Origin of the sequence: Brevundimonas sp. (assembly GCF_050729455.1) — a bacterium.
Lineage (GTDB): Bacteria > Pseudomonadota > Alphaproteobacteria > Caulobacterales > Caulobacteraceae > Brevundimonas.
Genome location: NZ_JBOHLI010000036.1, coordinates 20336 through 34170 on the forward strand (window position 1 = coordinate 20336; position 13835 = coordinate 34170).

Below are 13835 nucleotides of genomic sequence, written 5' to 3' on the forward strand. Positions count from 1 at the left end.
TCAGTCGCCCCCCGAAACGCTTCCTTTCCCGACCATGACGCTGATTCAGGGCTATCTCTTCCGCCAGATCGGTCTGCCCGTCGTGGCAGCGTGCGCGGCGCTGGCCGGAATCGGCCTGCTGAGCCAGAGCCTGGATCAGCTCGAGGTCATCGTCGAGCGCGGTCAGAGCATCTGGGTCATGGCCAAGCTGACCCTGCTGACCCTGCCCCAGCTGATCGCCGTCATCCTGCCGATCGGCCTGTTCGTCGGCGCCCTGATCGCCCTGACGCGGCTGCAGCGCGAACAGGAACTGACCGCCGCCTACGCCGCCGGAGTCAGCCGCTGGTCGCTGATCCGCCCCGCCATCCAGATCGCCGTCATCGTCGCCGTGATCGCCCTGATCACCAATGTCTTCGTCCAGCCCTGGGCCCAGCGCGAGGCGCGCCGTCAGGCCTTCGCCATCCGCACCGACCTGGCCGCCCTGCTGGTCGAGGAAGGCCGTTTCGTCCAGGGACCGGGCGGATTGACCGTCTATGTGCAGCAGATCGAGCAGAACGGCCTGCTCAAGAACCTGTTCGTCTATCTGGACAACGGCAAGACGGTGACGACCTGGGACGCCGAAAGCGCCCGCTTCGGCCGCATCGACGGCGTGCCGGTCCTGACCATGCAGAACGGGTCGATGCAGCGCTATTCGTCGCGCGCCGTGCTGAACCAGCTGTCGTTCGACCAGCAGGTGTTCGACCTGTCGCCCTATACCAGGACGACCGAACGCATCCGCTTCAAGCCGTCCGACCTGTGGCTGACCGAACTGTTCGACCCCACGCCCGCCCTGCTGGAAAGCGCCGGCACGCGCGGCGAGCTGCTGGCCGAGGCCCATTCGCGGCTGGCCTCGCCCCTCTATGCGCTGGCGGCGATGGCTCTGGCCCTGACGGCCATCCTGGGCGGTTCCTTCAGCCGCACCGGCTACAGCGGCCGGATCGCCAAGGCGGCAGGCGTCTTCCTGGTGGTGCGCGTGGTCGGCTACGGCCTGGTCGCGGCCAGCGCCTGGAACGGAGCGCTGAACCTGCTGCAATATCTGTTGCCGCTGGCGACCTGTTTCGTGGCCCTGCGCCTGCTGTTCCGCGCGCTCAAGCCGCATCGGCGGCGCGTCTGGGCGCCCTATGAACGTTTCAAGGCGAGGTTCGCATGAGGCTCCGTCTCGGCCGAATCGAACGCTATGTTCTGGTCCAGCAGCTTCGCGCCCTGGCCGTCGCCCTGGCCGTCATCTCCGCCCTGGTGATGCTCATCGACTTCGTCGAGGTGTCGCGCGGATTGAACTCGTCCGGCGAACTGTCCAGCGCCCGCATCTTCGGCTTGGTGCTGCTGAAGTCGCCGTCGGTCATCATCCAGCTGCTGCCCTTCGTCTTCCTGTTCGGGACGCTGGCGGCCTTCGTCGGGTTGAACCGACGCAGCGAGCTGGTCGCCATGCGGGCGGCGGGGGTTTCAGCCTGGCGGTTCGTCCTGCCCGCAGCCGCCTGCGCCCTGGTGCTGGGCGTGCTGACCGTGACCACGCTCGGCCCCATGGCTGCCGCCGGCGACGGCCTGTGGCAGCGCGAGCGTGGCCGCATCTCGGGCTCGACGCCCGGCGGCGAAACCCAGAAAGCCGTCTGGCTGCGCGAGGGCGACGCCACGCGCCAGATGATCATTCGCGGCGCCCGCCAAGATCCGGCCAGCGGACGTCTGCTGGACGCCAGCTTCTTCATCTACACGACCACGACCGCCGGCCGGCGCAGCTTCACCGAACGGATCGACGCCGCCTCGGCCTCGCTGACCGCCGGACGCTGGCGCCTGACCGACGCCACGGGCGCCCAGACGGGCCAACGCGCGGTGCGCTACGCCACCCTCGATCTGCCGTCGAACCTGGCGGACAAGGAGGCGTTCCAGCGCTTCGCCCGGCCCCAGTCGACACCCTTCTGGTCCCTGCCGAACCAGATCCAGCGAATCGAGGACGCGGGCTTCGCCTCGACCGCCTATCGCCTGCGTCTGCAGCAACTGCTGGCCACGCCGCTGATGTTCGCCGCCATGTCGATCTTGGCGGCGGCCTTCTCGCTGCGCCTGATGCGTTTGGGCGACCTGGCCAAGATGACCGTGGCCGCCGTGGTGCTGGGCTTCGCCTTCTTCTTCGTGAACCAGTTTTCCTCGGCCATGGGCTCGGCCGAGGTCGTGCCGCCCTTCCTGGCGGCCTGGCTGCCCCCTGTGCTGACGGCGCTCGCCGCCTTTACCTTGCTGTTCTATACCGAAGACGGCTAATCGGACGGTTTCCGGTCGCCCGGCAATGAGTGGATTCCGCATGAGTGATCGCCGCATTTCCCGAGAGGGAGCCCTGCGTGCCCGGCTCCTGGCCGGAGCGGCCCTGATCGCTTGCGCGCCTGCCCTGCCGGCCATGGCGCAGGTCGCGCCCGCCCAGCCCCAGGGCGCCGCCCCTGCGAGCGTCCCTGGCCCCGACGGCCTGACGCCGGGCGCAATCTATGTGAACGCCGATTCCGCCAGCCGTCAGGGCGACGTCGTCACCGCCGACGGCGCCGCCCAGGACCGGGTCTTCGCCCGCGTTCGCGACCACAGCGTGCGCGCTGAGCAATTTACCTACGATACGCAAACTGGCGTCGCGACCGCCTCCGGCCACGCCGAAGTGGTCGCGCCCGACGGCTCGGTCCTTCACGCCAGCCGTGTCGAACTCGATTCGGACCTCAAGGCCGGGGTCGCCGTCGATCTGGCCATGCGCCTGGCCAACGGCGCCAGCCTGATGGCCGCCACCGCCGTTCGCCGTTCGGAAAACGTCAGCGAACTGAACCAGGTCATCTTCACCCCCTGCCCGATCTGCGACGTGAACGGGCCGAAACAGCCCAGCATCTCGATCCAGGCCGACAAGGCGGTTCAGGACCAGGATCTGCGCGCCATCCTGTATCGCAACGTGGTCTTCCGCGTCGGCGGCGTGCCGGTCTTCTACCTGCCGGCCTTCGCCCATCCTGACCCCAGCGTCGATCGCGCCTCCGGCTTCCTGATTCCCCGCGCGGACTATGACGAAGGACGCGGCGTCTCGGTCGAGGTTCCCTATCTGCTGGTGGTTTCACCGTCCGAGGACTGGCTGATCAGCCCCCAGATCAACACCCGCGTCGCCCCCCTGCTAAACCTGCAATGGCGGCGGCGTTTCAACAACGGGACGATTGTTGCGCGCGGCGGCTACACCTATGGGCGCAACTTCGGCGACTTCGACCTGGACGGCGACGGTGATGCGGAAAGCAACGTCCGCTTCGGCGACCGCACCAGCCGCAGCTACCTGCTGTCGCACGGCAAGTTCGACTTCAACGGGCCATGGCGCGGCGGCTTCACCGTCGAACGGGTGTCCGACAAGACCCTGTTCGACCGCTATGACATCAACTCTCCTTATCAGGACAACGGCCTCTACTACGGCGACCGTCGCCGCCTGATCAGCCAGATCTACGCCGAGCGCCAGACCGAACGATCCTATCTGTCGGTGGCCGCCTTCTCGATCCAGAGCCTGCGGGTGACGCAGTTCGATCCGGTCACGCCCGCGCTGAACATCTTCGAGGACGACAACACCCTGCCGCTGGTCGCGCCGATCATCGATGCGCGGTGGGAGCCGGAGAGCCCGGTCTTCGGCGGGCGTCTGCGGCTACGCGGCTCGGCCGTGGCCCTGACCCGCGACGCCTATGTCGGCTTCCCGACCCTGGCTCCAGAACTGATACCTCCCGGCCCGACCGACGGTCTGCCCGGCGTCGACAGCCGCCGCATCACCGGCCAGGTCGACTGGCGCCGCACCATCATCTCGCCGATGGGCCTGCGCTGGGAGCCGTTCGCGGACGCCCGGCTCGAGGTCTATTCGGTCGACGACCTGCCGCCGATGCTGGGCAAGACCTCCGACGTCCTGACGCGCGGTCGCGCCAGCGCCGGGGTCGACGTCAGCTATCCCCTGTACCGCCGCCTCAGCGCCTCGTCCGACCTGGTGCTGGAGCCCATGGCCCAGTTGTCAGCTTCGACCGAGGCCGATCTGGACCCCCGCATCCCCAACGAAGACAGCCAGACGCTGGAACTGGACCACGTCTCGCTGTTCCGCATGGATCGCTTCCCCGGTTACGACCTGATGGAAGGGGGCTTGCGCTTCACCGCCGGCGCCCGCGCCACCTTGCGCTGGGACGACAAACGCTCGGCCAGCCTCTTCATCGGCCGCAGCCTCCGGGCCGAGCGTCAGCGCGAATTCCTGACGCCGATCCCTGACGCCCCTGCGAACCTCTACGACCCGTCCGGCCTGGCCTCGCGCAACTCGGACTGGGTGGTGCAGGCGACCTTCTCGCCGTCGGACCGCATTCGCGGCTGGGGCCACGCCACCATCGACGGCAACGGTAATTTCCGTCGGGCCGAGACGACCGTCGACGGCCGCTGGGGCCGCCGCAATCTGGCCAGCCTGAGCTACATCATCGACCGCTCCAATCCGGTCAGCGGCCCCCTGAACCGAAACTACGAATTCGTGCAGCTTTCCGGTCAGCAGTTCGTCCATGGCAACTGGGGCGTCGCGGTGAACGGCATCGCCGATCTGGAGCGCGACGTCATCACCCGCTCGGAAGTCGGCCTGCTGTTCGACGACGATTGCTTCCGGTTCGAGCTGGGCTGGCGTCGCGACAACACGCGGGTGCGCCCGACCGGCCCTTCCGAGGGCATCTATATCCGACTTAACCTCGCCACTTTTGGAGGTTCAGGCTATGATCGAAATGATATGCGGTAAGCATGGCGTGCAGGGGCGTGCGCCCTCCGGGGTCCAGGACTTTTGATGGCGCTGCTGGACCGGGTCGAGACCGCTTTAGGGAATCAGGACTGACGATGCGTTTGATGCGTTACACGACGGGCGTGGCCATGGCCGCCCTGATGGCCGGCACGGCTGTCGGACAGTCCCTGGCCCAGACAGCGCCGGCGCAACCTGCGCCCGCCGCAGGCACGCTGAACCCCGCCGCCGAGGAAGCGCCCCAGCGCACTGCGACGGCCCCTCAGTTCCGCCTGTCCGACGGCATCATCGCCACGGTCAACGACCGGATCATCACCGGCTACGACCTGCGCCAGCGGATGCTGGTGCTGATGGCCATGACCCAGGTCCAGCCGACCGAAGAAAACATCGGCGCCATCCAGCAGCAGGCGCTGAACGACCTGATCGAACAGCACCTTCAGGCCGCCGAGATCGCCAAGTTCGAACAACTGAAGATTTCCGACGCCGAAGTGGATCAGGAAATCGCCGGCATGGCGCGCGAGGCGGGCACGACGCCCCAGAACTATATGGCCTTCCTGGAACAGGGCGGCATCCGGCCCCAGGCCTTCCGCGAGCAGCTGCGCACCGAGATCGGCTGGCGCGAACTGGTGGGCGGCCGTTTCCGCGACCGCGCCAAGGTCACGCGCGCCCAGGTCGATCAGGCCATGCGGCAACTGACCGAATCAGCGACCAAGCCCCAGTACCTGGTCGGCGAAATCTACCTCGAGGCCAGCCGCGTCGGCGGAATGCAGGAAGCGATGAACGGCGCCCGTCAGCTGGTCCAGCAGATGGTCCAGGGCGCGCCCTTCATGAACGTGGCCCGTCAGTTCTCGGCCGCCCCCTCGGCGGCGCGCGGCGGCGACGCCGGCTGGGTGGTCCAGGGCACGGTCCAGCCCGCTCTGCAACAGGCGATGGAGACGCTTGAGGTCGGCCAGCTGTCCAACCCCATCCCCGTCGATGGCGGCGTCTACATCCTCTACATGCGCGACAAGCGCTCGGGCGCGGCCACCAGCCTGGTGCAGATGAAGCAGGTCATGGTCGAACTGCCCGAAACCGCCAGCGAGGCCGAGGTGACGGCCGCGACCCAACGCCTGGAAGCGATCCGCGGCGGCTTGACCTGCGACAACATCCTGGAACGCGCCCGTTCGGAGCAGGGTCTGCTGGGCGCCGATCTGGGCGAGAGCGACGTGGCCAACCTGCTGCCGCAGTTCCAGCAGGTCGCCCGTTCGGCCGATGTCGGCACGGTCAGCAGCGTGGTCCGCACCCCGCTGGGCGTGCACGTCCTGGCCGTCTGCGGCCGTCGCCTGGGCGGCCCCGAGGCCCCTTCGGCGCAACAGGTCGAATCGCGCCTGCAGGGTCAGAACTACGCCATGCTGGGCCGCCGCTATCTGCGCGACCTGCGGGCCGACGCCCTGATCGAAATCAAGCAGTGATGACCATGCGGCCGCTCATCGTCACGATGGGCGACCCCGCCGGCGTGGGGCCGGAGATCATCGCCAAGGCGTGGCCGATCCTGGCCACGCCGCCCGGTCCTCTCGCCCCCGTCACGCCCTTCGCCGTCGTCGGCGACGCCGATGTCCTGGCGGCCCAGGGCGCGCCGGTGGAGCAGATATTCAGCCCGTCGGACGCCCGCGCCGCCTTCGGCCGCGCCATCCCCGTCCTGCACCACCCCGCCCCCGCCCCGGTCACGCCGGGCCACCCCGATCCGCGCAACGCCCCGGCCGTGGCCGACTGGATCGAGCGCGCCGTCGATCTGGTCATCTCGGGCGAGGCCGGCGGCGTCGTCACCGCCCCCATCGCCAAGGCGCCCATGTACGCCTCGGGCTTCCGCTTCCCCGGCCATACCGAATTCATCGCCGAACTGACCGTCGACATGCCGTATTCCGGCACGCGCGGCCCGGTCATGATGCTGACGGCCAAGGACTTGCGCGCCTGTCTGGTGACTATCCACGTCGCCATCGACCAACTGCCCGAGCTTGTGACGGCGGATCGCGTCATGCGCGTCGCCCGCGTCGTCCACGAATCGATGAAGCGCGACTTCGGCATCAAGGCGCCGCGCCTGGCCATGGCCGCCCTGAACCCTCACGCGGGCGAAGGCGGCTCCATCGGCCTGCAAGAGGTCGAGATCCTGCGCCCCGCCGCCGCCGCCCTGCGCGCCGAGGGACTGAACATCACCGACCCCCTGCCCGCCGACACCCTGTTCCACGACGAGGCCCGGGCGCGTTACGACGCGGTCGTCTGCCTCTATCACGATCAGGCCCTGATCCCGGTCAAGACGCTGGACTTCTGGGGCGGGGTCAACGCCACCCTGGGCCTGCCCATCGTCCGCACCTCGCCCGACCACGGCACCGGCTTCGACATCGCCGGCAAGGGCATCGCCCGCGCCGACAGCTTCATCGCCGCCGTGCGTTTGGCCTCAGAGATGGCGGCGGCGCGCGCCACGCGCTAAGGCGTCCCGTATGACGGACCTCCCCTCCCTTCGCGAGACGCTCGACGCCCACGGCCTGCTGGCCAAGAAGAGCTTCGGCCAGCACTTCCTGCTGGACCTCAACGTGACGCGCAAAATCGTCCGCTACGCCGGGCCGTTCGAGGGCCGCGCCGTGATCGAGGTCGGCCCCGGCCCCGGCGGCCTGACCCGCGCCATCCTAGAAAGCGACGCGGGCAAGGTGGTGCTGGTCGAGAAGGACCCCCGCTTCATCCCCCTGCTCAGCGAACTGGACGATGGCTCCGGCCGCCTGACCATCGTCGAGGCCGACGCCCTGAACGTTCGTGAGGCCCAACTGACCGAGGGCCCGACGCATCTGGTGTCGAACCTGCCCTACAACGTCGGTACGCCCCTGCTGATCAAGTGGCTGACTGGCCCGTGGACGCCCTGCGCCCTGACCCTGATGTTCCAGAAGGAGGTGGCCGAACGCATCGTGGCCGCCCCCGGCGACGACGCCTATGGCCGTTTGGCCGTCATCACCCAGTCCGTCGCTGAGGCCCGCATCGTCATGCACCTGCCCGCCGCCGCCTTCACCCCGCCGCCCAAGGTGGCCTCGGCGGTCGTGCACGTGGTGCCGCTGGCCGATCGCCCCTCGCCTGAGCGCCTGAAGAAGCTGGAACGCGTCACCGCCGCCGCCTTTGGCCAGCGCCGCAAGATGCTGCGCTCCAGCCTGAAACAGCTCGGCGGCGCCGCCCTGTGCGAAGCCGCCGGCATCGAACCCGACGCCCGCGCCGAAGTCATCGACATCGCGGGCTTCCTCCGCCTGGCCGACGCCCTGAAGTGACCGCCTGACATGACCGTTGAGATCGAACCCTTCCGCGCCATCAGCGTCAGCCGCCTGGCCCATGAGCTGAAGGCCCAGGGCCGCTCCATCATCCATATGGAGTTCGGCCAGCCCTCGACCGGCGCGCCCGCCGCCGCCATCGCCCAGGCCCACCGCATTCTGGACAGCGAGCCCGGCGGCTATTGGGAAAGCCCGGCCCTGCGCGCCCGCATCGCCAAGCTCTACGACGACCGCTATGGCGTGACCGTCGATCCGGAGCGGGTGGTCATGACGGCCGGCGCTTCGCCCGCCCTGGTGCTGGCCCTGATGATGCGTTTCCAGCCCGGCGACCGGGTGGCCATCGCCCGTCCCGGCTACGTCGCCTATCGCAACACCCTGAAGGCCCTGCACATGGAGCCGGTCGAGATCGACTGCGGCCCCGAGGTGCGCTTCCAGCTGACCGCCGAGGCCCTGCGCGCCCTGGAGCCCGCCCCCGCTGGCGTCATCATCGCCAGCCCCGCCAACCCGACCGGCACCATCATCCCCGAGGCCGAGCTGAAGGCCATCGCCGAGGTCTGCCGCGAGCGGAACATCTCGGTCATCTCGGACGAGATCTACCACGGCCTGTCTTACGTCGGCCCGACGCCGTCCATGCTGCAGTTCGAGCCCAACGCCCTGATCGTCAACAGCTTCTCCAAATACTGGAGCATGGCGGGCTGGCGTCTGGGCTGGCTGATCCTGCCCGAGGCCGAAGTGCCGCAAGCCCGCGCCCGCGTCGGCAACATGTTCCTGACCCCCGCCACCCTCAGCCAGCACGCCGGTCTGATCGCCATGGACGAGGAGGAGGAGTTGGAGGCCAACATCGACGTCTATCGCGCCAACCGCGCCCTGATGCTCGACGCCCTGCCGGCCATGGGGCTGCGCTCCATCGCCCCGCCGGACGGCGCCTTCTACATCTACGCCGACATCGGCCATCTGACCGACGACAGCATCGGCTTCTGCGAGGCCCTGCTGCGCGAAACCGGCGTGGCGACCGCGCCCGGCGTCGACTTCGACCCGGTCAACGGCCACCGCTTCATCCGCTTCAGCTTCGCCGTCTCGACCGCCCAGGTCGAGGACGCCCTAGCCCGCATCAAGCCCTTCTTCGCGGCGCGCAGCTAAGCGCTCTTCCCGTCGTCCCGGAAGCGGCGCAGCCGCTATCCGGGACCGCAGGAAGCGCCTCGGCCAGGCATCGCGTCTGGAGCGGTCCCGCCGCTCCGCCTCGCTACGCGAAGCGGCGGCCGGGACGAAAGCGTGGCTTCAGACCACTTCCTTCAGCAGGGCGGCCTTGTAGGCGTCGACCCACAGGTTGCGGTGACGGCGGCTGCGCTCGGCGTGATAGATGTGGGCCAACTCGGCGTAGGAGCGGTCGAAGTCCTCGTTGACCAGGACGTAGTCGAACTCGTCGCAGTGCTCGATCTCGCCCTTGGCGTTGGCGACGCGGCGTTCGATCACGTCCTCGGCGTCCTGCGAGCGCGTCACCAGGCGGCGGCGCAGTTCCTCGAGGCTGGGCGGCATGACGAAGACGCGCACGGCGTCTCCGGGGCATTTCCCGGCCACGTCGCGGGCGCCCTGCCAGTCGATGTCGAACAGCACGTCGCGGCCCTCGGCCAGGGCGCGGTTCACCGGCGCTGCGGGCGAGCCGTAGCGGTTGCCATGCACGTCGGCCCATTCCAGGAAGGCGTCGCCGTCGATCAGGCGCTGGAATTCCTCGTGAGTGACGAAGTGGTAGTCGCGGCCGTCGACCTCGCCCGGACGGATGCCGCGCGTGGTCATGGAAACCGACAGTTCCAGCCCCTTGTGATCCGCCATCAGGCGGCGGCACAGCGACGTCTTCCCGGCCCCCGACGGACTGGCCACGATCAGCAGGACGCCACGGCGGGGGGTGCGGTTATTCGACATTCTGAACTTGTTCTCGAAGCTGCTCGATGACGGCCTTCAGTTCGAGGCCGATTCCGGTGAGCGGCGTGGTAGCGGATTTCGAGCAGAGCGTGTTCGCTTCCCGCATGAATTCCTGCATCAGGAAGTCGAGTTTTCGCCCGGCGGGGGGTTGCTGCAACAGTGTGCGGGCCGAGGCGACGTGCGCGGTCAGGCGATCCAGCTCCTCGCGCACGTCCGCCTTGGTGGCCAGGGCGGCGGCTTCGAGGAAGATTCGCTCATCCAGCCCCGGGGCGTCGGGAGCCAGTTCGCTGATGCGGCGGGTGAAGCGCTCGCGGATCGCCTCGGTCTGGCTTGAGGCCTCCAGCTCGGCGCGCGCTGTCAGAGCCTCGATGGTCCCAACGAAGTCGTGGATCACCGGCGTCAGTTGTTCGCCCTCGCGCTGACGCGACAGCTTCAGGGCGTCCAGCGCCTGTTCTACGGTGGCGAGGATGGCGGCCTCGAGCGCGGCGTGGGCCTCCGGGTCCTCGACCTCCTCGGCCACTTCGATGACGCCGCGCAGGGACAGCAGGCCGTCGGCCGAAGGCGGCACGGCCCCCTCTTCCGCCAACTGATTCGCCAGCTTCAGATACGTTGCCAGCACCGCCTCGTTGACGCGCGGCGCGGGCTCGCTGCCCTCGGCCCGCTTGGCCTGGACGCCCAGCGTCACCTGGCCCCGGTTTAGACGGCCCTGAGCCGCCGTCTTGGTCAGCCGCTCCAGATTGTCGAAGCTGCCGGGACCGCGATAGCGGACCTCCAGCGAGCGCCCGTTGACCGAGCGCGCCTCGACCGTCCAGGTCCAGCCGTCCAGCGCCCCGTCGGCCCGGCCGAAACCGGTCATGCCGGAGATGGCGCTCATTGTGGGGCCGCCGTCGGCACGGAGATGACCCTGGCGCCCGGCGGGATGACCACGGGTGCCGCCTCGCCCTCGCCCATCGGCGTCGGCGCGGCGCCGGGAACCGAGGCCGTCTGCCCGGGCGGCAGACCCGCCTTGCGGCGCTCGATCTCGCGCCAGCGCGCCACGTTCAGCAGATGCTCGGGATAGGTGCGGGCGAAGACGTGGCCGCCGGTGCCGTCGGCGACGAAGAAGACGTAGTCCGAACGCGGCGGGTTCAGCACCGCCTTCAGCGCCTCCTCGCCGGGGTTGGCGATAGGCGTCGGCGGCAGGCCGTCGATCAGATAGGTGTTCCACGGCGTCTGGGCGCGCAGTTCCGAGGCGCGGATGCCGCGGCCCAGCGGGCGGCCCTTGGTCACGCCGTAAACGATGGTCGGATCGCTCTCCAGCCGCATCCCCAGCCGCAGACGGTTGGTGAAGACCGCCGCCACTTGGGGCCGTTCCGAGGCCAGACCCGTCTCCTTCTCGACGATGGAGGCCAGGACCATCGCCTCCTCCGGCGTGGTGACGATGGTGTTGGGCGAGCGCTGGGCCCACAGGGCGTCCAGCTTGGTCTTGGCGGCGCGCTGCATCCGCGCAACGACCGAGGCGCGAGTTTCGCCGCGCGAGACCTCATAGGTGTCGGGCCACAGGCTGCCCTCAAGCGGAACCTCGACCTCGCCGGTCAGGACCGGCTGTTTCATCAGGATGTCGACCGCCTGGGCCGAGGACCAGCCCTCCGGCAGGGTCACGTAGTGGCGCACCGCCTTGCCGTCGACCAGCAGACCGACCACGGTCGCCAGCGAGGCCCCCGACGGCACCTCATACTCACCCGCACGGATCTTGCGGTCGGCGCCGGTCAGGCTGACGGCGACGCGGAACAGATCGGTCGAGCGGATCACGCCCGCCGATTTCAGACTGGCGGCGATGGCCGGCACGCCCGCGCCCGACGGCAGGCTGACGACGGTCGCCTCGCCCACCTTCGCCGACGGTCCCGGCCCCCAATAGACCGCCCACAGCGCGATCAGGGCCGCGACCACGAACAGGCCCAGCGTCCCGGCGGCGGTGATCAGCCCGACGCCGAGGCTGGACTTGCCGGCTCCGCCGCCGCCCCGCTTCGGCACACGGTTCTTGGGGACGCGAACCTTGGGCGTGGAACGACGCGACGGAGCCTTGGCCAAATCAGTCGACCTTCTTGAAGATCACGGCCGCATTGGTGCCGCCAAAGCCGAAGCTGTTGGACATGGCGACATCGATCTTCATCGGCTTGCCCTTGTGCGGGACCAGATCGATGACCGTCTCGTGCTCGGGGTCGTCCAGGTTGATGGTCGGCGGGGCGATCTGATCGCGGATGGCCAGAACCGAGAAGATGCTCTCGATGGCCCCGGCGGCGCCCAGCAGGTGGCCCGTCATCGACTTGGTCGAGGAGACGGCGACGTCCTTGGCGTGATCGCCGACCAGACGCTCGATGGCCTTCAGCTCGATCCAGTCGGCCATGGTCGAGGTGCCGTGGGCGTTGACGTAGTCCAGGTCCGACGGCTCCATCCCGGCCCGCTTCAGCGCCGCCTTCATAGCGCGCAGGCCGCCGTCGCCGTCTTCCGACGGGGCGGTGATGTGATAGGCGTCGCCGCTCATGCCGTAGCCGACGACCTCGGCGTAGATCTTGGCGCCGCGCGCCTTGGCGTGTTCGTACTCTTCCAGCACCATGATGCCGGCGCCCTCGCCCATGATGAAGCCGGCGTGGCCGCGGTCATAGGGGCGCGACGCCTTCTCGGGCGTGTCGTTGTAGGCGGTGCACAGGGCCTTGCAGGCCAGGAAGCCGGCGATGCCGATCGGCACGACCGAGCTTTCGGCACCGCCGGCCACCATAACCTCGGCGTCGCCCAGGGCGATCATCCGGGCCGCATCGCCGATGGCGTGGGCGCCGGTGGCGCAGGCGGTGACGACCGAATGATTCGGCCCCTTCAGGCCGTGGCGGATCGAGATCTGGCCCGAGGCCAGGTTGATCAGGGCCGAGGGAATGAAGAAGGGGCTGACGCGACGGACGCCCTGTTCCTTCAGCACGATGGCCGTGTCGGCGATGGGGCCCAGGCCGCCGATGCCGGAGCCGACCATGACGCCGGTCGCTTCCTTGTCGTCCTCGGATTCCGGCTTCCAGTTCGCGTCGGCCAGAGCTTCGTCAGCGGCGGCGATGGCGTACAGGATGAAGTCGTCAACGCGCTTGCGGTCCTTGTGCGACATCACCTGGTCGGGATCGAAGACGCCGGGCTGATCCGGCGCGCCGCGACCGCGACCGTCCACGGACGGCACTTCGCCGGCGATGGTGCAGCCATAACCTTCGGTATCGAAGCAGGTGATCGGACCGATGCCCGAGCGCCCCTCGACAATGCCCTTCCAGACGTGCTCGACGCCCGTGCCGAGCGGGGTGACGAGGCCGAGGCCCGTAATGACGACGCGGCGCATGGTTCGCGCTCCTTGGACTGCAGAATCGTGACCGAAAACAATAATGGCCGCCGGACGGTCCCGCTAGGGGCCCGCCACGGCGGCCATCACTTAGGAAGTGCGACGGATCGCAGCTGGATTAACCAGCCAGCTTCTCGTCGATGAACTTCACAGCGTCGCCGACGGTCTGGATGTGCTCGGCGGCGTCATCCGGGATCTCGACGTCGAATTCTTCTTCGAAGGCCATGACCAGTTCGACGTTGTCGAGCGAGTCAGCGCCCAGGTCGTCGATGAAGGAAGCCTTTTCCGTGACCTTGTCCGGATCGGCGTCCAGGTGGTCGATAACGATCTTGCGGACGCGTTCGAGGGTGTCGGACATGAGTGTCTCTCTGCCTGTTTGTTGTCGCCGTGAAGGCGGGGTCTCAGTGTTCGCCGTGTCACGGCAGCGCCGACGACGCAAGCCTCGAGGGACTCACTTCGCGCGGAACGTCTCCGCCCTTTAGCACAGCCGCCGGGACGGGAAATAGTCTGTTGCGCGTCG

At 68.6% G+C, this 13835-nt stretch carries 12 protein-coding genes; 7 read left to right on the forward strand and 5 right to left on the reverse strand.

Annotated elements, in window-relative coordinates:
* The first annotated feature begins 34 nt into the window (after positions 1-34).
* From ACREEF_RS10315 to ACREEF_RS10345, 7 genes are all read left to right on the forward strand, one after another.
* Positions 35-1168 carry an LptF/LptG family permease gene (locus tag ACREEF_RS10315; RefSeq protein ID WP_431565494.1) on the forward strand — a complete coding sequence of 378 codons (1134 nt, stop codon included), beginning with the start codon at positions 35-37 and terminating at the stop codon, positions 1166-1168.
* The gene (gene lptG, locus ACREEF_RS10320) at positions 1165-2268 is read left to right on the forward strand and encodes an LPS export ABC transporter permease LptG (protein WP_431565495.1); all 1104 of its coding nucleotides are present in this window, start codon (positions 1165-1167) and stop codon (positions 2266-2268) included. The genes ACREEF_RS10315 and lptG overlap by 4 nt, the downstream gene beginning before the upstream one ends.
* Before the next feature lie 40 nt (positions 2269-2308).
* Positions 2309-4759: an LPS-assembly protein LptD gene (locus tag ACREEF_RS10325; protein ID WP_431565496.1), complete on the forward strand. Its 2451-nt coding sequence runs from the start codon at positions 2309-2311 to the stop codon at positions 4757-4759.
* Positions 4760-4863: 104 nt separating this feature from the next.
* Positions 4864-6207 (forward strand): peptidylprolyl isomerase, encoded by a 1344-nt coding sequence (locus ACREEF_RS10330; protein ID WP_431565497.1) that lies wholly within the window; start codon positions 4864-4866, stop codon positions 6205-6207.
* Positions 6207-7223 carry a 4-hydroxythreonine-4-phosphate dehydrogenase PdxA gene (gene pdxA / locus ACREEF_RS10335; RefSeq protein ID WP_431565498.1) on the forward strand — a complete coding sequence of 339 codons (1017 nt, stop codon included), beginning with the start codon at positions 6207-6209 and terminating at the stop codon, positions 7221-7223. Before ACREEF_RS10330 ends, pdxA begins: the two co-directional genes overlap by 1 nt.
* A gap of 10 nt (positions 7224-7233) precedes the next feature.
* Positions 7234-8043 (forward strand): 16S rRNA (adenine(1518)-N(6)/adenine(1519)-N(6))-dimethyltransferase RsmA, encoded by an 810-nt coding sequence (gene rsmA / locus ACREEF_RS10340; RefSeq protein WP_431565499.1) that lies wholly within the window; start codon positions 7234-7236, stop codon positions 8041-8043.
* A gap of 9 nt (positions 8044-8052) precedes the next feature.
* Positions 8053-9183 (forward strand): pyridoxal phosphate-dependent aminotransferase, encoded by a 1131-nt coding sequence (locus ACREEF_RS10345; protein WP_431565500.1) that lies wholly within the window; start codon positions 8053-8055, stop codon positions 9181-9183.
* Positions 9184-9321: 138 nt separating this feature from the next.
* Here ACREEF_RS10345 and gmk read toward each other — a convergent pair whose 3' ends face one another.
* The 5 genes from gmk to ACREEF_RS10370 form a co-directional block, all read right to left on the reverse strand.
* A complete protein-coding gene (gene gmk, locus ACREEF_RS10350; RefSeq protein ID WP_431565501.1) occupies positions 9322-9963 on the reverse strand; it encodes a guanylate kinase in 642 nt (213 codons plus the stop codon).
* Positions 9953-10837: a YicC/YloC family endoribonuclease gene (locus ACREEF_RS10355; RefSeq protein WP_431565502.1), complete on the reverse strand. Its 885-nt coding sequence runs from the start codon at positions 10835-10837 to the stop codon at positions 9953-9955. The genes gmk and ACREEF_RS10355 overlap by 11 nt, the downstream gene beginning before the upstream one ends.
* Entirely contained in the window at positions 10834-12033 is a 1200-nt protein-coding gene (mltG, locus tag ACREEF_RS10360; protein ID WP_431565503.1) for an endolytic transglycosylase MltG, read from the reverse strand. Before mltG ends, ACREEF_RS10355 begins: the two co-directional genes overlap by 4 nt.
* A 1-nt stretch (position 12034) precedes the next feature.
* Positions 12035-13315, reverse strand: coding sequence for a beta-ketoacyl-ACP synthase II (gene fabF, locus ACREEF_RS10365; protein WP_431565504.1), 1281 nt, complete (start codon positions 13313-13315; stop codon positions 12035-12037).
* Between the two features lie 118 nt (positions 13316-13433).
* The gene (locus ACREEF_RS10370; RefSeq protein ID WP_105564338.1) at positions 13434-13673 is read right to left on the reverse strand and encodes an acyl carrier protein; all 240 of its coding nucleotides are present in this window, start codon (positions 13671-13673) and stop codon (positions 13434-13436) included.
* Positions 13674-13835 lie beyond the last annotated feature (162 nt).